Annotated in this window: 15 protein-coding genes and 1 pseudogene; 10 read left to right on the forward strand and 6 right to left on the reverse strand. The window is 73.4% G+C overall.

Annotated elements, in window-relative coordinates; translation table 11 throughout:
• Positions 1-58: 58 nt before the first annotated feature.
• The 5 genes and pseudogenes from ACFY0P_RS08025 (at position 59) to ACFY0P_RS08045 (ending at position 3463) form a co-directional block, all read left to right on the forward strand.
• Entirely contained in the window at positions 59-715 is a 657-nt protein-coding gene (locus ACFY0P_RS08025) for a hypothetical protein (RefSeq protein ID WP_388908538.1), read from the forward strand.
• A complete protein-coding gene (locus tag ACFY0P_RS08030) occupies positions 712-954 on the forward strand; it encodes a BON domain-containing protein (RefSeq protein WP_388908540.1) in 243 nt (80 codons plus the stop codon). The genes ACFY0P_RS08025 and ACFY0P_RS08030 overlap by 4 nt, the downstream gene beginning before the upstream one ends.
• A complete protein-coding gene (locus tag ACFY0P_RS08035; RefSeq protein ID WP_388908541.1) occupies positions 951-1676 on the forward strand; it encodes a metallophosphoesterase in 726 nt (241 codons plus the stop codon). The genes ACFY0P_RS08030 and ACFY0P_RS08035 overlap by 4 nt, the downstream gene beginning before the upstream one ends.
• Before the next feature lie 36 nt (positions 1677-1712).
• Positions 1713-1820 (forward strand): annotated as a pseudogene (locus ACFY0P_RS08040) (CBS domain-containing protein); the annotation flags it as partial.
• A 128-nt stretch (positions 1821-1948) separates the two neighbouring features.
• A complete protein-coding gene (locus ACFY0P_RS08045; RefSeq protein WP_388908543.1) occupies positions 1949-3463 on the forward strand; it encodes a cytochrome bc complex cytochrome b subunit in 1515 nt (504 codons plus the stop codon).
• On the opposite strand, the gene ACFY0P_RS08050 is transcribed toward ACFY0P_RS08045, so the two are convergent.
• Together ACFY0P_RS08050 and ctaD are read right to left on the reverse strand one after the other, a co-directional pair.
• Entirely contained in the window at positions 3384-3785 is a 402-nt protein-coding gene (locus tag ACFY0P_RS08050) for a cytochrome c oxidase subunit 4 (RefSeq protein ID WP_388908545.1), read from the reverse strand. The genes ACFY0P_RS08045 and ACFY0P_RS08050 overlap by 80 nt on opposite strands.
• Complete coding sequence (gene ctaD / locus ACFY0P_RS08055; protein ID WP_388908547.1) at positions 3782-5455, reverse strand: cytochrome c oxidase subunit I; 1674 nt, start codon at positions 5453-5455, stop codon at positions 3782-3784. The genes ACFY0P_RS08050 and ctaD overlap by 4 nt, the downstream gene beginning before the upstream one ends.
• Before the next feature lie 235 nt (positions 5456-5690).
• On the opposite strand from ctaD, the gene ACFY0P_RS08060 reads away from it, so the two are divergent.
• Positions 5691-6056 carry a DUF6479 family protein gene (locus ACFY0P_RS08060; RefSeq protein WP_388908549.1) on the forward strand — a complete coding sequence of 122 codons (366 nt, stop codon included), beginning with the start codon at positions 5691-5693 and terminating at the stop codon, positions 6054-6056.
• Between the two features lie 72 nt (positions 6057-6128).
• On the opposite strand, the gene ACFY0P_RS08065 is transcribed toward ACFY0P_RS08060, so the two are convergent.
• Positions 6129-6605: an SRPBCC family protein gene (locus tag ACFY0P_RS08065; RefSeq protein WP_388908551.1), complete on the reverse strand. Its 477-nt coding sequence runs from the start codon at positions 6603-6605 to the stop codon at positions 6129-6131.
• Between the two features lie 172 nt (positions 6606-6777).
• Here ACFY0P_RS08065 and ACFY0P_RS08070 point away from each other — a divergent pair, with 172 nt between their 5' ends.
• Positions 6778-7419 carry a dienelactone hydrolase family protein gene (locus ACFY0P_RS08070; RefSeq protein WP_388908858.1) on the forward strand — a complete coding sequence of 214 codons (642 nt, stop codon included), beginning with the start codon at positions 6778-6780 and terminating at the stop codon, positions 7417-7419.
• Positions 7420-7439: 20 nt separating this feature from the next.
• Here the strand turns inward: ACFY0P_RS08070 and ACFY0P_RS08075 are convergent, their stop codons facing one another.
• Positions 7440-8687 (reverse strand): MFS transporter, encoded by a 1248-nt coding sequence (locus ACFY0P_RS08075; protein WP_388908553.1) that lies wholly within the window; start codon positions 8685-8687, stop codon positions 7440-7442.
• Positions 8688-8956: 269 nt separating this feature from the next.
• On the opposite strand from ACFY0P_RS08075, the gene ACFY0P_RS08080 reads away from it, so the two are divergent.
• The 3 genes from ACFY0P_RS08080 to ACFY0P_RS08090 all read left to right on the forward strand — a co-directional run bounded on the left by ACFY0P_RS08080 (position 8957) and on the right by ACFY0P_RS08090 (position 12761).
• The gene (locus ACFY0P_RS08080; RefSeq protein ID WP_388908555.1) at positions 8957-9727 is read left to right on the forward strand and encodes a dienelactone hydrolase family protein; all 771 of its coding nucleotides are present in this window, start codon (positions 8957-8959) and stop codon (positions 9725-9727) included.
• Between the two features lie 128 nt (positions 9728-9855).
• Positions 9856-11418 carry a glycoside hydrolase family 30 beta sandwich domain-containing protein gene (locus ACFY0P_RS08085; RefSeq protein WP_388908556.1) on the forward strand — a complete coding sequence of 521 codons (1563 nt, stop codon included), beginning with the start codon at positions 9856-9858 and terminating at the stop codon, positions 11416-11418.
• A 113-nt stretch (positions 11419-11531) separates the two neighbouring features.
• Complete coding sequence (locus ACFY0P_RS08090; RefSeq protein ID WP_388908558.1) at positions 11532-12761, forward strand: alpha/beta hydrolase family protein; 1230 nt, start codon at positions 11532-11534, stop codon at positions 12759-12761.
• A gap of 51 nt (positions 12762-12812) precedes the next feature.
• Here ACFY0P_RS08090 and ACFY0P_RS08095 read toward each other — a convergent pair whose 3' ends face one another.
• Positions 12813-14309: a tryptophan 7-halogenase gene (locus ACFY0P_RS08095; protein ID WP_388908560.1), complete on the reverse strand. Its 1497-nt coding sequence runs from the start codon at positions 14307-14309 to the stop codon at positions 12813-12815.
• Positions 14310-14351: 42 nt separating this feature from the next.
• Positions 14352-21326 (reverse strand): SDR family NAD(P)-dependent oxidoreductase, encoded by a 6975-nt coding sequence (locus ACFY0P_RS08100; RefSeq protein ID WP_388908562.1) that lies wholly within the window; start codon positions 21324-21326, stop codon positions 14352-14354.
• Positions 21327-21517: the final 191 nt, after the last annotated feature.

The raw sequence follows: 21517 nt of genomic DNA on the forward strand, positions 1-21517 counted from the left end.
AGTCGCCCATGCCGCCCGAGCCGCCCACGCCGGCCGTGTCGTCCGAAGGGAGCCGTCGATGAGAAACGGACAGGACGCGGCGCGCGTCGCCCCCGACCTCCGGGTGGCCGACCCGGAGCCGGAGCCGGCCGCACCGGAACAGCTCCCGCCCGACCGCACCCAGGCCATTCTGGAGGCGGCCAAACAGGTCGGCGCCATCCTGAAGCGGGCCGGACACAAGTTCGCGCTGGCCGGAAGCGTCGCCGTCTACGCCCATGGCGGCAGCGGCAGACTCCGGCACGACGCCGACTTCTGCGTGCTGCCCGAGGACGCCGAGGCAGTGGCCGGGTCCCTGCGCGCGGCCGGTCTGACGGTGCGCGTCCCGCCGGAGGACTGGCTGGTGAAGACCTCCTGCTTCGACCAGGACGTCGACATCATCTTCGAACTGGCCCACCAGCCGGTCACCGTGGACCTGCTGGCCCGCGCCGAGGAACTCCCCGTCGAATCCGTGCACATGCCGGTCCTGTCGGCGACCGACCTGGTGGTGAACCTGAACACCGCCTTCTCCGAGCACCACTGCGACTTCGGGGCCGTCCTCCCGGTGGCCCGCACGCTGCGCGAGAAGGTCGACTGGGAGGAGGTGCGGCGCCGCTGCGGGGACGAGCCGATGCCCGCCGCCTTTCTCTTCCTCCTGGAGCGGCTGAACGTCATCGATCCCCCGCAGGAGCAGCGATGAACCTCGAATACCGGGTGGCCCATGTCGCCGAGCATCTCGCCGCCGGGCCGTGCGGCGAGCTGGGGGTGCGGGCCGAGATCCGGGGCGAGACGGTCCTGCTGACCGGGACGGTCCCGTCCGCCGGCTGCCGTGAGGCCGTCCGCCGCCTCGTCAACGACGAACTGGCGGGTGTACCGGTCCACTGTGACCTCGTCGTCGCCGAGACCGCCCCGCCGGACCATCCGGAGGTTCTGACATGATCCGGGTCGCGGCCGTCGGCGACATCCACATGGGCCCCGACAGCCAGGGCACCCTCCGCCCGGCCTTCGAGACCCTGCCGGGCTGCGCCGACGTCCTCCTGCTCGCCGGTGACCTCACCCGGCACGGCACCCCCGAGGAGGCGCAGGTGGTCGCCCGCGAGATCAAGGACCTGGGCGTCCCGGTCGTCGCCGTCCTCGGCAACCACGACCATCACGACGACCACCCCGACGAGGTCACGGCCATCCTGCGGGACGCCGGAGCACACGTCCTGGAGGGCGAGGCGACCCTCGTGACCCACCGGGGCCTGCGGATCGGCGTGGCCGGTACCAAGGGGTTCGGCGGCGGGTTCGTCGGCCGGTGCGCGGGCGAGTTCGGCGAACCCGTGATGAAGGAGTTCGTACGGTACGCACGCCACCGCGCCGACGGTCTGCGCGCGGCCCTCGAAGAGCTGCGCCGGCACGAGTGCGACGCACGGATCGCCCTGACCCACTTCGCCCCCGTCCCGGACACCCTGGCCGGCGAGCCCCCGGAGATCTACCCCTTCCTCGGCAGCTACCTGCTCGCCGAGGCCATCGACACCGTGGGCGCCGACCTCGCCGTCCACGGCCACGCGCACGCCGGCACCGAACACGGTATGACCGGCGGGGGAGTGCGCGTACGCAACGTGGCCCAGCCGGTCATCGGACGCGCCTTCCACGTCTACTCGCTACCGGCTCACTGAACCCGCGGCAGTCGGGGAGGGACTCGGTACGAGGGTCCCGTCGTCGACGGCGACCAGCCGGTGGGCATCGTCGCCATCGGCGACCTCGCGATCGAACGCGACGAGTCCGCTCTCGGCGACATCAGCGCGGCCCGGCCCGACACCTGGGACGAGAGCCGCGCGCTCTCAGCCGATCGGGTGCCGCGGCCCGGCCGCGCGAGTGTTTCACACCGGCTGGGTAATCGCCTCGCGCCTCCCGGGCAAGGGATGGCGTGAGGCGAGGAGGGCGTTTGGTGAATCCCGAGCACGGGGCGGCGGGGGAGCGGTTCGCGAACGCGGTCGACGCCCGGCTGCCCGTCCACGACGGGGCCGGTCAGCTGCTGCGCAAGTCCTTCCCCGACCACTGGTCGTTCCTGCTGGGCGAGATCGCCCTCTACAGCCTGATCGTCCTGGTGCTCACGGGTGTGTGGCTGACGTTCTTCTTCAAGCCCGAGATGCAGGACGTCGTCTACCAGGGGTCGTACGTCCCCCTTCTCGGGCAGCCCGTGTCCGGAGCCTTCGACTCCACCCTGCACATCAGCTTCGATGTCCGCGGCGGCCTGCTGATGCGGCAGGCACACCACTGGGCCGCGCTGGTCTTCGTCGCCGCGATCGGCGTGCACCTGCTGCGCATCTTCTTCACCGGCGCCTTCCGGCGGCCCCGGGAGATGAACTGGGCCATCGGCGTCACGCTCTTCGTGCTCGCCCTCGCCGAGGGATTCGCCGGCTACTCGCTGCCCGACGACCTCCTGTCCGGCACCGGACTGCGGATCGCCCAGGGCATCATGCTCTCCATCCCCGTGGTGGGGACGTACGTGAGCATGTTCGCGTTCGGCTCCGAGTTCCCCGGCCACGACATCGTCCCCCGGCTGTACAGCCTGCACATCCTGCTGCTGCCGGGCGCGCTGATCGCCCTGGTCACCGTCCACCTGATCCTGGTCTTCTACCTGAAGCACACCCAGTGGCGCGGACCCGGCCACAAGAACACCAACGTCGTCGGAAAGCCGCTCTACCCGCGGTTCACGGCCTCCTCCCTCGGCCTGTCCCTCGCCGTCTCCGGTCTGCTGGTCGTGCTGGCCGGGGTCGCCCAGATCAACCCGGTGTGGAAGTACGGTCCCTACCGCCCCGACCAGGTGTCGACCGGCTCCCAGCCGGACTGGTACGTCGGCTTCCTGGAAGGCTCGCTGCGTCTCGTGCCGCCCTGGGAGACGAACCTCGCCGGCCACACCCTCATGTGGAACGTCCTGCTGCCCGCCGTGGTCCTGCCCGCGCTGCTCTTCGCCGTGCTGTACGCCTACCCCTTCGTAGAGCAGCGGCTCACCGGGGAGTGGCGGCAGGAACAGCACCTGTGCGACCGCCCGCGCGAACGGCCCGTCCGCACCGGGCTCGGCGTCGCCGGGATCACCTTCTACGGCGTGCTGCTGCTGGCCGGCGGCAACGACATCGTGGCGCAGACCTTCCGGATCTCCGTGAACGCCCTGACCTGGATCTTCCGTATCTCCCTGATCGTGGCCCCGGTCCTCGCCCTCCTCCTCACCCGCGCGCTGTGCCGTGCCCTGCTGCACGCGGAACAGGAGCGGCTGACCGAGGGCGAGGAGACCGGCGAGGTACGGCAGACCCTGGCCGGCGGCTACGAGAGCGACCACCGCCCGGTGACCTCGTTCCGGCCGGGCGCCCCACGCCGGCCGCTCAGTCCTGATCGACCCCCCGGTTCACGTACTGGAACACCAGCCCGGCAACACCCCGAGCCAGAACACCGAAGCCGATGAGGAACAGCCACAGCCCGAACACCACCCCGGTCGCCGCGAGAGCGAACCCGAGCGCCGTGACGATGGGCCACGAGCTGTGCGGCGGGAAGAACTCCACCGGACCGGCCGCGTCCGCCACCTCCGCCTCCGTACGGTCCTGCGGGCGCGGGCCGTGCCGAACGTAGCTGACCGCGCAGAAGAACGACACCAGGGCGGCCATCCCGAACGCGACGATCAGCGCCGCCGTCCCGGTCGGGTCGGCCCGCGACCACACCCCGTAGAGCGCGGCGGCGGCACCGAAGAAGACGGCCACCCCGCCGAAGAGCAGTGCCTCGGCCTTCACCGCAGCCCCTCCTTCTCCGCCTGCCGCACGATCTCCGGATGGTGCAGGTCGAACGCCGGCGACTCCGACCGGACCCGGGGCAGCGCCACGAAGTTGTGCCGCGGCGGCGGGCAGCTCGTCGCCCACTCCAGGCCCCGCCCGAACCCCCACGGGTCGTCCTCCTCGACCTGCCGTCCTCTCTGGGCCGTACGCCAGACGTTGTAGAGGAACGGCAGCGTGGAGACGCCCAGCAGGAACGCGCCCGCCGACGAGAGGGTGTTGAGGAGGGTGAACCCGTCCGCCGGCAGATAGTTCGCGTACCGGCGGGGCATGCCCTCGGCACCGAGCCAGTGCTGCACCAGGAACGTCAGCTGGAAACCCGGGAAGAGCAGCCAGAAGTGCACCCTGCCGAGCCGCTCGTCGAGCATCTTCCCGGTGAACTTGGGCCACCAGAAGTAGAACCCGGCGAACATCGCGAAGACCACCGTCCCGAAGAGCACGTAGTGCAGATGCGCCACGACGAAGTAGGAGTCGGTGACGTGGAAGTCCAGCGGGGGAGACGCGACGAGCACCCCGCTCAGCCCGCCGAGCAGGAAGGTCACCAGGAAACCCATCGACCAGAGCATCGGCGTCTCGAAGGAGAGCGAGCCCCGGTGCATCGTGCCGATCCAGGCGAAGAACTTGATCCCGGTCGGGACGGCGATCAGGAACGACATGATCGAGAAGAACGGCAGCAGCACCGCCCCGGTCGCGAACATGTGGTGCGCCCAGACGACCGCGGACAGCATCGTGATGGAGGTGGTGGCCCCGATCATCGGCAGGTAGCCGAACAGCGGCTTGCGCGAGAAGACGGGGATGATCTCGGAGACGATGCCGAAGAACGGCAGCGCCACGATGTACACCTCGGGATGCCCGAAGAACCAGAACAGGTGCTGCCACAGCAGCGCCCCGCCGTTGTGCGCGTCGAAGACGTGCGAGCCGAACTTCCGGTCGGACTCCAGGGCGAGCAGCGCGGCCGTGAGCACCGGGAACGCGGGCAGTACCAGGATGGACGTGAACAGTACGTTCCAGGTGAACATCGGCATCCGGAACATGGTCATGCCCGGCGCGCGCAGGCACATGACGGTGGCGATGAAGTTCACCGCGGTCAGCGTCGTCGACACGCCCGAGACCACCAGCCCCATCGCCCACAGGTCACCGCCCGCGCCGGGGGAGAAGTAGGCGCTGTTCAGCGGCGCGTAGGCGAACCAGCCGAACGCCGCCGGCCCGCCGGGCACCAGAAACCCGGAGACCACGACCAGCCCACCGAACAGGTACATCCAGTACGACAGCGCGTTGAGGCGCGGGAACGCCAGGTCGGGCGCGCCGATCTGCAGCGGCATGATCGCGTTCGCGAACCCGGCGAACATCGGGGTCGCGAACAGCAGCATCATGATCGTGCCGTGGATGGTGACGAACTGGTTGTAGCTCTGGTCGCTGAGGAACTGCAGCCCGGGACGGGCCAGTTCGGCCCGCATGCCCAGCGCCAGGAGCCCGGCGAACAGGAAGAAGCAGAACGCCGTCACCATGTACAGCCGGCCGATCACCTTGTGGTCCGTTGTGGAGACCCAGCCCAGCAGCCGGCGCCCCAGCGGCGTGGGAGACGCGGCAGGCGCGGGCTCTTCGCCGACGCGTTGCGAGAGTTCGCTCATGGTCCTCCTCAGCCGTGCCGAGCGCGGGAAGCGCCTCGCGGGTGCCACGCCCGCCGTACGCGGAAACCGCCGGCTCCCGCGCGGGCCCCGGCCGCCGCCCGCGACGACGAAACCGGCATAGCGGGCGAGTGGGATGTCTCAGCTCCGGGCGACGCTACCGGTGACCCGCCGCGGTCCGGCTCCGCCACGCCTCGCTGCCGGGCATTCGATGCCGCGTGGCGGGTACCCGGCGCCGATGGACACAGCACTGGAGCAACTGGCCGCCGCCGGCTCGGTGGCGGGGATGGTCGTCATCGTCGTCTGCGGTGTGCTCGTCACGGCCGCGCTGATGGGCGCCGTACGCCTCGGTATCGGGGTGCGGCGGCGGGAGTCGGCACCGCCCCGGCGCGCGGAGCAGCCGAGGCTGCCCGACTCCGGGCCGGTGCGCGAGGAGCGGAGCATGCGCGAGCCGAACGAGGTGCCACGGGCGGACGACGGCGGCGAGCGTCTCACCCCGTACCAGCTCGGGAACGCGCCCAGCAGGCCCAGTGCCGACAAGGCCCGCCCGCGCTGGCAGCCCGGCTCCAGCGGATCCTTCGGCGGCGGGGGCGGCGGCGCGTAGTGACCGACGGGAAACCCCGGGCCCGCCGCGCGGGTCCGGGGTTTCCGGGGGTGCCGCCGCCCTCGGCCGGCGTCAGTGCAGGCCGCCGGGGTCGCCGGGCCGGATGCGACCGCGCCAGGCGCCGCTCTCGGCACCGCGCTGCTCGATGAAGTCCTTGAACCGGTGCAGGTCGCCCTTGACCCGCCGGTCGATCATGCCCAGTGCGTCCGCGCCCTTCTCGGCCAGCCCGGAGGGCTCGACGTCCATCGTGAGCTCGACCCTGGTGTGGGTCGGGTCCAGGGGCTCGAAGCGGACGGACCCGCGCTGCCGGGTGTCGCCTTCGATGGTCCGCCAGGTGATCCGGTCGTCCGGCAGCTGGTCGACGATCTCGGTGTCGAACTCGCGTCGCACCCCGCCGATGCTGGTGGTCCAGTGATTGTGCCGGTCATCGAGCTGCCGGACCTCCTCGACGCCCTCCATGAAGCTCGGGAAGTCCCCGAACTGGGTCCATTGGTTGTAGGCCGTGTGGATCGGGACGTCGACGTCCACGGTTTCCTTGACCGTGCTCATCTGTTCCTCCCTTGTCAGCGCGGGTATGAACCGTTTAGTCATGCTTGGTGCGTTTGGTTCGCATTCGCACGGCGGCCGGGTACCCGCTTCCGTCGGGGGAATCACCCGAGCGGGGTCCGGACCACGGGCCGGTCTGCAGACCCGCAGGTGAGGAGGGACCGTGAACGCGGTCATGGAGAGCGTACGGATACCCGCCGCGGGGGTGCGGCTCGACGCGGACGTGGCCGTCCCCGAGGCGGCCAAGGGGGTCGTGCTGTTCGCGCACGGCAGCGGCAGCAGCCGGCACAGTCCCCGCAACCGCTTCGTCGCCGGCGAACTGAACGCGGTCGGGATCGGCACCGTGCTCGCCGACCTGCTCACCCGCGAGGAGGAGAACACCGACGCGGTGGCGGGAGCCCTCCGCTTCGACATCGGTCTGCTCGCCACGCGCCTGACCGAGCTCGCCGACTGGCTCGGGGCGTACGAGCCCGCGGCGGGCCTGGGGTGCGGGCTGTTCGGCGCCAGCACGGGCGCCGCGGCCGCCCTCGTCGCCGCCGCCGCGCGTCCGGACGCGGTCCGCGCCGTCGTCAGCCGGGGCGGGCGGCCGGATCTGGCCGAGGGGGCGCTGACGTCCGTCCGCCGGCCGACCCTCCTGATCGTCGGCGAACGGGACCGGGAGGTCCTGCGGCTCAACCAGGCCGCGGCGCGGCAGATCCGGGGCGAGACCCGGCTCGAGGTCGTCCCCGGCGCGACGCACCTGTTCGAGGAGCCCGGCACCCTGGAGCGCGTCGCACGCCTGGCCTGCGGCTGGTTCGCCCGCCATCTGCCCGCCTGACACCGCTCGGGGCAAGGACATCAACCGCCTGGGCGCCTGACGGATCCCCGACCGGTCCGCTCCGCGGAAGACGCGGCCCGGCGCGCGGTGACGACCATGACGATCAGCGCCGCCAGGGTGATCGCGGCGCCGGTGTACAACGGCGCCGCGTAGCCGAGGCCCGCCGTGATGGCCAGGCCGCCGAGCCAGGCGCCGAGGGCGTTGCCGACGTTGGACGCGGACACGTTGGCGCTCGCGGCCAGTGCCGCGCCCCCGGCGGCATCGGTCACGCGGGTGATCATGCCGGGTACGGCGGCGAACCCGGTGACCCCCATGAGGAACACCAGCACCACCGACGCCGGGGCACTGTCGGCCAGCAGGCCGAACACGGCCAGGGTGACGGTCAGTCCGAGCAGTGCCAGAACCAGCGCGCGGTCCCGGTCCCGGTCGGCCGCCCGACCGCCGATCACGTTCCCGACGACCAGGCCGACGCCGTACACCATCAGCAGCCAGGCGACATCCGCCGAGGAGAACCCGCCGACCTCGGTGAAGGTGTACGCGAGGTAGCTGAACGCCCCGAACATCCCGCCGTAGCCGAGCGCGGTGGCGGTGAGGGTGAGCCACACCTGCGCGGACCGGAACGCGCGCAGTTGGTCCCGCAGACCGGCGCCCGGCGCGTCCCCGGGTACCGCGCCCGCCCCGGCAGGGACGAGGGCGACGATGCCGGCCAGCGCGAGCACGCCGATCGCGGTGACCGCCCAGAAGGCCGCCCGCCACCCCCAGCGCTCGCCGACCAACGCGCCGAACGGCACACCCAGCACGTTCGCGACGGTCAGCCCCGCGAACATGACCGCCACCGCGCGGGACTTCCGCTCCGGTGCGACCAGGCTGCGGGCCACGAGCGAGCCGACGCCGAAGAACGAGCCGTGGCAGAGGGCGGCGACGATGCGCCCGAGCAGGAGTACGCCGTAGGTGGGCGCGACCGCGGACAGCAGGTTGCCGACGACGAACAACCCCACCAGACCGGTCAGGACCCGCTTGCGCGGCAGCCGCGCCGTCGCCGCGGTGAGCACGATCGCGCCGACGGCGACACTCAGCGCGTACCCGGAGACCAGCCGGCCCGCGATCGCCTCCGACACCGAGAAGGCGGACGCCACCTGTGGCAGCAGCCCGGCGATCAGGAACTCGGTCAGCCCGATGCCGAACCCGCCCAGCGCCAGCGCGACAAGCCCGACCGGCCTCCGGCCCTGCACCGGCACGTGTCGGTCCTCGACCGCGGATTCACCCATGCACCGACCCTGGCCGCCGTCAACTGCTCCGTCCATGGACAAAGATCGGCGCCCCTTGGACGAACGGACGAACGGGGGTCGGGAAAATGCGGTGGACGTGCGCGGCCCAGGTGCGTAACGTCCGTGGCGCCGTGACGTCGGACGAGGAGGTGAGACCCATGAACGCTGTATCCGCTTGGGTGCTCCCTCGCTCCGTCACGGTCGGGCGATCGACGTAGGTGTCGCCGGGAGCGCCTCAACGACAAGGCCCTCCCGAAAGGCAACACCTTATGCATTCTGTGCAGTTCACCGCCGAGACGACGTCGAACGGCGTCCTCGAACGCGACTTCACCGTGAGCGGGATCCCCGGCGTGCTCTGGTCGCCCGCGTCCGTCTCCGGGCGCGCACCCCTGGTCCTGATGGGCCACGGGGGCGGCACCCACAAGAAGTGGCCTGCGATGCCGGGCCGCGCGCACCGGATCGTGCACGGCTGCGGGTTCCACGTCGCCTGCATCGACGCGCCCGGTCACGGCGACCGGCCACGCACGGCGTACGACGAGCAGGAGATCGCCGCGCTCTACCGGGCACGCGAGGCGGGCGAGCCGGAAGGCCCGATCGTCGTCCGCTACAACGCAGACCTCGCCGAGCGCGCCGTGCCTGAGTGGCAGGCGACCCTGGACGCCCTCCAGGCGCTTCCGGAGATCGGCGCCGACGGACCGGTCGGTTACTACGGCCTGAACATGGCCACCGCGATCGGGGTGCCGCTGACGGCGGCCGATCCGAGGATCACCGCCGCCGTCTTCGGCCTCCACTGGCCCGACGCCCTGGCCGCGTCGGCACGGCGGATCACCGTGCCGGTCCAGTTCCATCTGCAGTGGGACGACGAACACATCCCGCGCGAGGCCGGTCTCGCGCTGTTCGACGCCTTCGCCGCCGAGGAGAAGACCTTGCACGCCAACGCGGGCCGGCACAAGGAACACCCCAGGTTCGAGGCGGACAGCGCGGCCCGCTTCTTCGCCCGCCACCTCACCCGGTCCGTACCGGCACCGGCCCCGAGCTGACGGCCCGCCGGCGCCCGGCAGCCTGCCGGGCGCCGGCACCACCCCTCGCGAAACCCTTTCTTCACACCTTGACTTAACATCACGGATATTGCTTGGATCGCTAGTCGCCGTCCACTCGAGGAGTTGCTGTGAGACGTACGATCACCGCGGTCGCGGCCGTTGCTGTCATGACCCTGCCACTCATCGCCGCGGGTCCGTCCGGGCAGCCCGGGCGAGCCGGGACCGGCGGCACCGGGCACGGCCAGGTCGTGACCGGCACCTTCTCCACCGGCGCCGCGCGGACGTGGCAGCCCCTGCCGATCGTCAGGACCGGCTCGGACCCGGGCGGCGCCGTCGACGCCACCGTGGTCGCCGACCCGAGCGCCCTCCGGCAGAAGTACACCGGCATCGGCTTCTCCCTCGACGAGACCAGCGTCTCCAACCTGTGGAAGCTCACCCCCGCCGAACGCGCGAAAGCCGTCCGGCTCCTCGTCGACCCGAAGCACGGCGCGGGACTCGACCGGTTCCGGCTGACCATCGGCAGCCCCGACCTCATCGAGCACCTGCCGTTCTGGTCCGAGGACGACCTGCCCGCCGGCGTCACCGAGGACTTCGGCCTGAAGCACTTCTCCGTGCAGCGGGACATCGACCTGCACATCATCGACACCGTCAAGCTCATCCAGCACTACAACCCGCGCGCCACCTTCTTCGCGTCGGCGTGGAGCGCTCCGGCCTGGATGAAGACGAACGACCGCTTCCTCGGCGAGGTCGCCCTCAAGCCCGGCAGCAGCACGGACTACTACCAGGTCGGCAAGTTGCGGGACGACTGCATCGAGGTGTTCGCCCGGTACTACGTCAAGTTCGTCCAGGCGTACGCCAGGCACGGCATCCGCGTCGACGCCCTCACCCTGCTGAACGAGCCCGGCATGGACGTCGTCTACCCGGCCATGGACATCAGCGTCGCCCAGCAGCAGAAACTGGCCCTCGCCATCAAGCGCGAGATGCGCGCCGCCCACCTGGACACCCAGCTCTACGTGCACGACTTCAACTTCTGGGACTGGCGCGACCCCAACAGCACGGCGACCAAGAACTACCACCGCATCTTCCAGGACGCCCCCGACGGCTCCGTGACCGGCGCACAGGTCCGCAAGGCGGCCGACGCCATCGCCTTCCACCCCTACTGGGGCGACCCGACCGTCATGCGCGACGCCTACGAGGAGTTCGGCAAGCCCGTCCAGCTCACGGAGACCAGCGACCTCTCGCCCTCGACCGTCCTCGACGACTTCCGCCTGGACGCCGGTTCCTACATCCTGTGGGCCCAGACCACCGACCAGGACGGCGGCACCCTGCACTGGACGCCCGCCCGGGACAACAACATCGACTGGGCCCAGGTCGCCGCCACCACCAAGTGGACCGACCGGCTCGTCACCGTCGACACGGAGACGAAGGACTTCACGGTCCGCGACGAGCTGTACGGGCTCGGCCAGTTCGCGAAGTACCTCTCGCCCGGTGACGTCCGCCTGGAGTCCAGCGCCACCGAACAGGGCGTCAGCAACGTGGTCTACCACACCCGCGACGGCGGCTACGTCGCCGTCCTCGGCAACGGCAACGGCACCGACAGCAAGGTCCGGGTCACCGTCGGCGGCCAGAGCTTCGTCACGACCGTACCGGCGGGCTCCTACGCCACCTACCGGTGGCGAGGCCGGGCGTAGGGCTAACCCCCCGGGGTGACAACAGGCTTGCCGGATGGTGGCGGTCCGGCGCGTCGACAAAGCTGAGCGGAGCCGCTGAACACGCGCGGTCCGCGCAGTCAAGGAGGCCTGTCTTGCCCACCCGCCGTACCGCTCTGCTGTCGGCCGTCGCCGCCACCGCCCTGTCCGCCGTCTCACCGCGCACCGCGTCGGCCGCGCCGCACACGGCGGGGCCGGTGCGGCCGACCCTGCCCACGCCCGGCGGGCCGTATCCGGTGGGGACGGTCTCCCTGCGCCTCGTCGACACCGCGCGCGCCGATCCCTGGATCACCGCACAGCCGTACCGGGAGCTGATGATCAGCGTCCGCTACCCGGCGCGGGACGTCGGCGGCCACCCGAGGGCACCGCAGATGCTCCCCGGGGAGGCCGCCGGTTTCGTGGCCGTCAACAACCTTGTCGGGGTGCCCGCCGACAAGGTCGACTGGGCGGCCACCCGTACCCACGCGCACGCGGGCGCGCCGATCGAACGGGACCGCGGACCGTACCCGGTCGTCTGCTACTCACCCGGTACCGGCGACCCGCGCTCCCTCGGCACCACCCTCTGCGACGACCTCGCCTCCCGCGGCTACGTCGTGGTGATGCTCGACCACACCTACGACGCCACGGCCGTCCAGTTTCCCGGCGGCCGCGTCGAACGCACCGTGCTGCCCGCCGAGTACGACAAGGCCTACCCGGACAAGAAGCGCATCAGGGCCCTCCTGAAGAAGACGGTCGACGTACGGGTGGCCGACACCCGCTTCCTGCTCGACGAGCTGCCGCGTGCGCTGCCCCGCGCACTGCGTGGCACGCTGGACCTGGACCGCATCGGCATGTTCGGCCACTCGGCAGGAGGCTTCACCGCCCTCCAGACGATGCACGACGACCGGCGCATCGGGGCCGGCGCCGACCTGGACGGCGTCGTCGCCTACGTCCAGAACGACGGCGACCCCGGCCACCTTTCCACCGCCGCCGCCGAGGGCCTCGACCGCCCCTTCCTGCTGATCGGCAAGGACGGCAACGACCTGAGCACGGTCCCGTCCTGGAACTCCCTGTGGCGGCACAGCCGCGGCCCGCGCGAGGGCCTGACCCTGCGCGGCGCCGAACACGCCACGTTCACCGACGAGGAGGCGATGATCCCGCGGATCGCCCGTCGGCTGGGCCTGCCCCGGACGACGGTCGTGCAGAACATCGGCACCATCGCCCCGGCCCGCGCGATCTCCGTCGAACGGGCCTGTCTGGCCTCCTTCTTCGACCGCCGGCTGCGCGGTGGGAAGGCGGACGGTCGGTCGGCCCATGCCCCGGAGGCGCGTCCCTTCGCCCGGTGAGCGGCCGCCCGCTCGACGGCTGCCGTCCCGGTGCGGGGCGGTCCGTCGCTGTCACGCCGGAAGCCAGGACAGACCGTCCTCGGTGACCCCGAGCCGGCCGGGGCCGGACGGCGACGGGGCCGGGCCGTCCAGCGGGGCGCCGTACAGGGCCTGTTCCTGGAGGTCGTTGCCGGTGCGGAAGGTGTCGGTGACGACCCGGGTGGTCAGGAGGGGGTTCGTGAGATCGCCGGCAGCGGCCAACCGGCCGACCGCGCCCTCCAGTTCGGCCGCCGACGTGCTCCACCGGACGCCGGGCCCGCCCGCGGCGGGAACCCCGGTGTCACCCGACGCCACGCCCCCGGCCAGCTCGGCGAAGGCGGCGGCCTCGTCGACGTCCACCCGGGTGATCTTCTTCGCCGACCAGAAGTACGAGTCCTCGTCGCGCTCCATGTCGTAGAACGCGACGAGGAACTCGTAGAACACCCCGTACTCCCGGCGGTAGCGCGCCTCGAACTCGGCGAAGCCCCGCTCCTCGGGCACGGTGCCGTCCAGGGCCGCGTTGACCGCGCGGGCCGCCAGCAGGGCGCCGTAGGTGGCCAGATGGACGCCCGAGGAGAGCACCGGGTCCACGAAGCAGGCGGCGTCGCCGACCAGCGCCATGCCGGGGATCCACAGGGACGTCTTCCAGTAGGAGTAGTCCTTGCGCACCCGGACCCGGTCGTACGGCGGCTCCGTCGCGACCGGTACGTCCGTCAGCAGGCCGCCGACCTCGGGGCAGGCCTTGATCATGTCCTGCCACGCGGCACGCGGGTCGTCCTGGACGGCCGCGTAGTGCTCCGGCGAGATGACGGCACCGACGCTGGTCAGGTCGTCGCGCAGCGGGATGTACCAGAGCCAGCCGGCGTCGAACGCGGCGCAGAAGATGTTGCCGTCGTTCGGCGCCGGCAGCCGGCGGCCGCCCGCGTAGTAGCCGAACACGGCGAGGTTGCGGAAGAAGTCCGAGTACACCCGTGCTCCGCCCACCCGGCCGTGCAGCCGGCTGGTGTTGCCGGACGCGTCGATGACGAACCGGGCGTGCGCGGTGCGCGGGTTGCCGTCCCGGTCGGCGTACTCGACACCGCGCACCCGCTCGCCCTCGGTGAGCACCCGGCGTACCGGACTGCCCTCCCGTACCTCGGCGCCCACGCGTTCGGCGTTGCGCAGCAGGATCTCGTCGAACCGGGAGCGCTCCACCTGGAACGCGGTCGCGGTCGGCTCCGGCAGCCGCGGTGTCGTCGCGAAGGAGAACTGCCAGGGCTCCGGGTCCCGGCCCCAGCGCAGGGTCCCGCCGCGCTTGAGGGTGAACCCGGCCGCCGCGACCTCGTCGGCGACACCGAGGAGGCGGCACAGGCCGTGGACCGTGGCGGGGAGCAGAGACTCGCCGATCTGGTACCGGGGGAAGACCTCCCGCTCCAGCAGCAGCACCCGGTGCCCGCGCCGGGCCACGGCCGTGGCGGCGGTCGACCCGGCCGGCCCGCCGCCGACGACGATCAGGTCGTACTCCTCGGGCCTTTCGTCTCGCGACGTCATCAGAGAACTCCTCTTCCGGGCAATCCGAACGAGCCTGGGTGGTCACTTGGGCGGCCGGGCACGGCCGGCCGCGCCCGCGTCGGCCTCCGTTCCCGGCAGGGCGTCCGCGTCGAGCAGCACCCCGTGGACGTGTTCCGTCAGCTCGGGCAGCGTCGGGTACTCCAGAACGACGGTCGGTGACAGGCGGACCCGGATGAACGCGCTGAGCCGGTTGCGGACCTGTACCGCGGACAGGGAGTCGAAGCCCAGCTCGGCGAAGGAGCGTTCGACGGGAAGGGTGGACGGGTCCGTGAAACCCAGGACCGCCGCGATCTCGGCGCGGATCAACTCGGCCAGCAGGGGCGCGCGTTCGGGTGGTGCCACGGCGGCGAGCCGCTGCCGCCAGGAGCCGGGCGTCCGCGCGGCGCCGTCCGGGGGTGCCGCGTCGACCGCGCCCGGGCTGCGCGGCAACAGGTCGGCGAGCACGGATGACGCGCCCGGTTCCGCCGCGGCCCGCAGGTCCAGCGGCACCGGCACCAGGACCGGTTCCGGGCGGCGCAGCGCGGCATCGAGGAGGGCGATGCCCTCCCGCTCGTCGACGGGCAGCACACCGCCTTCCCGCAGCCGGTCCGGTGCCACCCGGCCGGCCATGCCCTCCGCACCCGCCGTGGTCCACGGTCCCCATGCCAGCGACTGCGCGGGCAGGCCGCGGGCCACCCGGTACCGGGCGAGCGCGTCGAGGAACCCGTTCGCGGCGGCGTAGTTCGACTGCCCCGGCCTGCCGAGTACGCCCGCGGCCGAGGAGTAGAGCACGAAGGCGGCCAGGCCGAGGTCCTTCGTGGCCTCGTGCAGATGCCAGGCACCGTCCGCCTTCGGCGCCAGCACGGCCGCGAGCCGCGCGGGCGTCATGGCGTCGGTCACGCCGTCGTCCACCACCCCGGCCAGATGGAAGACCGCGGTGAGCGGCGGTCGGCAGGCCGCGACCAGTGCCTCCACGGACGCCCGGTCGCTCACGTCGCAGGCCACCACGCGTACGTCGGCGGCCAGTTCGCCCGCCCAGTCCGGGACCTTCCCCACGCGGCCGGCCAGCAGCAGACGCCGGACCCCGCGTTCGGCGACCAGGTACCGGGCCAGACTCGCCCCGAGCGCCCCGGTGCCGCCGGTCACGAGCACGGTCCCCTCGGGATCCAGGCGGGCGGGCTCGGCGGCCGGCGGATCGGCGAGGGCCAGCCGGGGCGCCATGGCGACCCCGTCGCGCAGGGCGAGTTCCGGCTCGCCGGTGCGCAGCGCCGCCGCCAGGGCTGCCGTCGTCGTCGCGGTGCCCCGCCGGTCGACCAGCACGATCCGGCCGGGATGTTCCGACCCGGCGCTGCGGACGAGCCCGGCGACGGCGGCCTCGGCCGGGTCCGGGTCGTCTCCGGTGGCGTTCTCGGTGAGCACCAGCAGCCGGCCCGGCCGTGCGCCGGCGGTCCACTCGCGCACCCGCCCCAGCACGGCGTCGAGCAGCCCGCGCACGCGGTCGGGCACGGGCGCGTCCTGGGGCAGTTCGGCGGCCAGTCGTGCCACGTCGAGCAACGCGTACTCCGGGCTCGCGGTGCCGGCCGCGGGCACCGGCCGCCAAGCGAGACGGTAGGTCTCGGCCGACGGCCGGGCGGCGACCGGGATCGCCCGGGTGACCACGGACTCCACGGTCGCCAGCGGCAGTCCGGCCCCGTCGGTGAGGGTGACGCGGAACTCGTCCGGGCCGAGCCGTCGTACGACCGCGCGGGCCGCGGCGGCGCCGGCCGCGTACACCGTCACCCCGGAGCAGGCGACCGGCGCCCTCGGCTCTCCCGGCTCCTCGACCAGCAGCGCGGCGTGCAGTGCCGCGTCGAACAGGGCAGGGTGCAGGGCGTACGACTGCGCGGTCGCCGCTTCCTGGGGCGGCAGCGCCAGTTCGGCGAAGGTCTCGCCGTCCCGGCGCCACAGCGCGGTCACCGCGCGGAAGGCGGGCCCGTAGCCATGGCCGTGGCCGGCGAGGCGTGCGTAGTCGACGCCGACCCGCTCCGCGTCCACCGGTGGCCACGGGCCGGGCGTGTCCGCGGGTGGTGCCTCGGCGGGGGCGCAGGTCGCGGTGGCGTGTCGGGTCCACGGCCCCGGGGTGCCGGCCTGCCGGCCCCAGACGGTGACCGGCCGCCCGCCCGTCCCGTCCGGCGCCCCGGCCACCACCTGCACCTGTGCCCCTTGCCCCGGAGCGAGGACGAGCGGGGCGTGCAGGGCGAGTTCGGCCAGCCGGACCGGCCCGGCGGAGCCGTCGGCCCGGGCCGCCAGCTCGGCGAAGACGGTCGCGGGCACCACCACCCGGCCGCCGATCACATGGTCGGCCAGCCAGGGATGGCGGTCGAGGGACAGTACGGCGGTGTGCCGGGTCGCGGGCCCGTCGGCATCGGGCACGGGTTCGCCCAGCAGGGGATGGCCGGATCCGTGCGGCCGCCGGACGGTGTCCAGCCAGTAGCGCTGCCGCCGGAAGGGATGGGTGGGCAGCGGGCGCCGCCGGGCACCGGATTCCGCGTACACCGACCGCCAGTCCACCCCGACCCCGTGCACATGGAGCGCGGCCAGTGCCTCGACCGTCGTCCGGGCGTCCTCGCACGAAGCGAACACCGCACCCGCGTCCGGCCCGACGCACTCCTCGGCCGCCACGCCGAGCGCGGCGGCCGGCCCGGCCTCGACGAAGGCCGTGACGCCCTCCTCGGCGAGCAGACTCACCGCGTCGGCGAACCGGACCGTCTCACGCGCCTGCCGCACCCAGTGCCCGGGAGTGGCGAGCGCGTCCGTCTCCGCGCGCCCGGTGAGGGTGGACACGACCGGTACGGACGGGCGCCGGTAGGTCACCGCCTCGGCGACCGCACGGTACTCGGCCAGCACCGGGTCAAGGAGCGGCGAGTGAAAAGCATGGCTGACCCGCAGCCGGTGCTGCGGCCGTCCGACGGCGGCGGCCAGCGCCGTCACCGCGTCCTCGGGCCCGGAGAGCACCACCGACTCCGGCCCGTTGACCGCCGCGACCGCCACGGCCCGCCCGGGAACCCCGTCGAGCAGGGGCGCCACCTCGGCCAGCGGCGCGCGGACCGCGATCATCGCGCCGCCGGCGGGCAGGGCCGCCATCAGCCGGCCGCGCGCGGCGACCAGCCGTACCGCGTCGGCACGGGAGAAGACCCCCGCGACATGCGCGGCGGCCAGTTCGCCGACCGAGTGCCCGACCAGACGGTCCGGCCGTACGCCGAAGTCGGCGAGGAGGGCGTGCAGGGCCACCGCATAGGCGAACAGCGCGGGTTGCGCGTAGTCGGTACGGTCCAGCAGGTCAGGGTCGTCGATCGCCGCCGGCAGGGGGCGGTCCAGCCACGGCGTGAACTCCTCGCACAGAGCGGTGAACGCCGCGTCGAAGGCGGGGAAGGCCGCCCGCAGGTCGCGGCCCATCCCGGGGCGCTGGGCGCCCTGGCCGGGGAGGAGGAGGGCCACCTTGGGGTGCGGGCGCGCGGTGCCCCGCAGCACGGCCGGACCGTCGGCGCCGGCGGCCAGGGCGCGCACGCCGCTGAGCAGGCCTTCGGCGTCCGGGGCCAGGACGGCCGCCCGGTGGGTCAGCGGCGCCCGGGACGTGGCCAGCGAGAACGCGACGTCCAGGGCGTCCGCGTCCTCCCGTACGCCGGCCAGTTCGGCCGCCAGTCTCGCGGCATGCGCGCGCAGCCCCGCCTCGTCGTTCCCGCCGATCAGCCAGGGCATCAGCGGCAGCCGACGGGCCGGCGGCGTGGCCGGGTCCGTGCCGGCCGCCGTCCCACCCTGCGCACCGACCTCCGCCGGCTCTTCGATGATCACGTGGGCGTTGGTCCCGCCGATACCGAACGACGAGACCGCCGCCCGGCGCGGACGGTCGCGGCGCGGCCACGGGCGGGCCCGGTCGAGCAGCCGTACCGCACCGCCGGACCAGTCGACGTGCGGCGACGGCTGCTCCGCGTACAGCGAGGCGGGCAGTTCGGCGTGGCGCATCGCCTCGATCATCTTGATCAGGCCCGCCATCCCCGACGCCGCCTGGGTGTGCCCCAGGTTCGACTTGACCGAGCCCAGCCAGACCGGGTCGGCCGGGTCGCGGCGCTGCCCGTAGGTCGCGAGCAGGGCGCCCGCCTCGATGGGGTCGCCGAGTGCGGTGCCCGTGCCGTGCCCCTCGACCGCGTCGACGCCGGCCCCGTCCAGCCCCGCGTCGGCCAGCGCCCGCCGGATCAGGTCGCGCTGCGCCCCTCCGTCGGGGGCGGTCAGGCCGTTGGACGCGCCGTCCGAGTTGACGGCGGAACCGCGCAGCACCGCCAGCACCGGATGGCCGTTGCGGCGGGCGTCCGACAGCCGCTCCAGCAGCACCAGACCGACACCCTCGGCCCAGGCGGTGCCGTCCGCGCCCGCCGCGAACGACCGGCAGCGCCCGTCCGGTGACAGCCCGCGCAGCCGGCTGAACACGACGAACGGCTGCGGGTTCGACATCACCGTCACCCCGCCCGCCAGCGCCAGCGAACACTCCCCGGCCCGCAGCGACCGGGCCGCCAGGTCCAGCGCCACCAGCGAGGACGAACACGCCGTGTCCAGGGTCAGCGCAGGACCGCGCAGCCCCAGGGCGTAGGCGATCCGGCCGGACGCGACGCTCGGCGACGAGCCGATGCCGAGCTGGGCCTCCAGCTCGTGCGGCGCTCCTCCTCGGCCGTACCCGCCGGCGTGCATCAGGCCGACGAACACGCCGGTGTCGCTGCCGCGCAGCTCCGGCGCCGGGACACCGGCCCGTTCGAAGGTCTCCCAGGCGACCTCGAGCAGCAGCCGCTGCTGGGGATCGGTGGCCAGTGCCTCGCGGGGCGACATGCCGAAGAACAGCGGGTCGAAGTCCGCGACCCCGTCGAGGAACCCGCCGCGACGGGTGTACGTCGTCCCGGGCCGGTCGGGGTCGGGGTGGTGCAGGGAGGCGAGGTCCCAGCCCCGGTCGACGGGGAACTCGCCGGTGGCGTCGCGCCCTTCGGCCACCAGACGCCACAGGTCCGCGGGGGAGCTCACGCCGCCCGGGAAACGGCAGCCGGCCGCCACGATCGCCACGGCCTCGGCCTCCGGACCGCGCGGCGGCTCGATCCCGGCCGCCCGGTCCGGTGCGGGTCCGGCCGTGCCGTCCGGTGCGGGTCCGGCCGTGCCGTCCTGCGCGGGCTCGGCCGTGCCGTCCGGTGCGGGTCCGGCCGTCCCGTGCAGCAGCGCGTCCAGGTGGGCGGCGACCGCGGCCGGGTTCGGGTGGTCCCACACCAGCGTCGCCGGCAGTCGCAGCCCGGTGCGGGTGCCGAGCCGGTGCCACAGGGTCATGGCGTCCATCGACGTCAGGCCGAGATCGGCGAACGCGGTGCCCGGATCGGCGGTCGTCCCCCGGATCGCCGCCGTCTCCGTGCGCACCAGGTCGACCAGTGCGGCCCGCCGCTCACCGGGCGTCCGCCCGGCCAGTTCGGCGAGCCCCGGATCGGCCGGACGGTCGGCGAGGGCCCGGCGCAGCAGGGCCCGGCGCGGTTTGCCGCCGGAGGTGCGCGGCACCGCCGGGGTCAGCAGCACCTCCTCGGGCACCTTGTGCGCGGAGAGCACCGCGGCGCAGGCGCGCAGCAACGGCGCCGGATCGAGGCCCGGGCGGTCCGGCACCACGAACGCCACCGGAACCTCACCGAGCAGCGGATGGGCCCGCCCCACCACGGCCGCGTCCCGCACCCCGGGCAGAGCGCACAGCACCCGCTCCACCTCGGCCGGATCGACGTTCTCGCCGCCGCGCACGATACGGTCGCCCGCCCGGCCGGTGACGGTCAGGAAACCGTGCTCGTCGAGCCGGCCCAGGTCACCCGTGCGGTACCAGCCGTCGCGCAGGGCGGCGGCGGTCTCCTCGGGCCGGTCGTGGTAGCCGAGCATCACGCCGGGGCCGCGGACCCAGATCTCACCGTCCCCGACGGCACCCTCCGCCGCGACGATCCGTACCTCCATGCCGGGCAGCGGCAGCCCGCTGCTGCCGCGCACCCGCGGCCCGGCGGGCGACTCCACGGCGATCTTGCCGCAGGTCTCGGTACTGCCGTAGCCGTCCAGCAGCGGGGCACCGAACCGGGCCTCGGCCTCCTCCCGCAGCTCCGGGTCGCTGGGCGCGCCGGCCGTGACGCACAGCCGCAGCGAGGGCACGGCACCGAGCCCGGCGTCCAGCAACTGCCGGTAGGTGAGGGGCACCCCGGCCAGGACGGTCGGCGCGTACTCGTCGACCAGCCGGACCAGGGCCGCCGGTTCCCGGGCCGCGGTGATCCGGGCGCTCGCCCCGGCCATCGTGGTGCCGAGGACGCAGAGCGAGTGGGCGTACGTATGCGAGAGCGGCAACGGCCACAGGACGCGGTCCGCCGCCGACAGCCCGAGCCGGGGCAGATAGCAGGCGGCGGAGGACCACAGCGCGGACCGCTGGCTGGAGACCGCGGCCCTGCTGGTACCGGAGGTCCCGGACGTGTAGAGCAGCCAGGCAGGCTCGTCCAGACCCAGGTCGTCGGGGGGAGCGGACGACGGTCGTGCGGCCGAGGCCTCCCAGGCGGTCACCCCGGCGGGCGCCCCGGCGGGCACCGGTCCCTCGCCGGTGACGAGCAGCCGGACGGCCTGCCCGGCCGTCAGCCGCGTGATCCGTGGCAGGTTGCGCCGGTCGGTGACCAGCACGGCCGGAGCGCAGTCGGCCAGCACCTCGGCGAGCTCGGCGTCCGTGGCGCGGGAACTCAGCGGCACCCCCACCGCACCGGCCCGCACCGTGGCGAGCAGCCCCTCGACCAGCTCCACGCCGTCGCCCAGGCAGAACGCCACCCGGGCCGTGCGGCCCACTCCCAGCCCGGCCGCCAACCGGCCGGTCCTGCGCTCCAGCTCGGCCCAGCTCACCGCCCGCCGGTCATCGGCGAAGGCGATTTTCTCGCCGTGGCGCACGGAGTTCTCGACGAGCAACTCCGCAACGGGCCGCACGGCCCGTGCCAGCTCCACTCCCATCAGGCCCCCCTTGGTGCAACCACCTTGCCGCCCATCCCTGTTGGCGAGCCTACGGACGACCGCACCGCAGACGTCGTCGGCTCGCTGGGCCGGGCACTTTCCCCCTAGGAGGGCGCAGCCGGGGCAGGGGTTGCAGCGTCCGCGCGACCGGCGTTCTCTGGAAGTATCCGATGGTGAAACAAGAGCGCCCA

Source organism: Streptomyces sp. NPDC001714, from assembly GCF_042892755.1.
Lineage (GTDB): Bacteria > Actinomycetota > Actinomycetes > Streptomycetales > Streptomycetaceae > Streptomyces.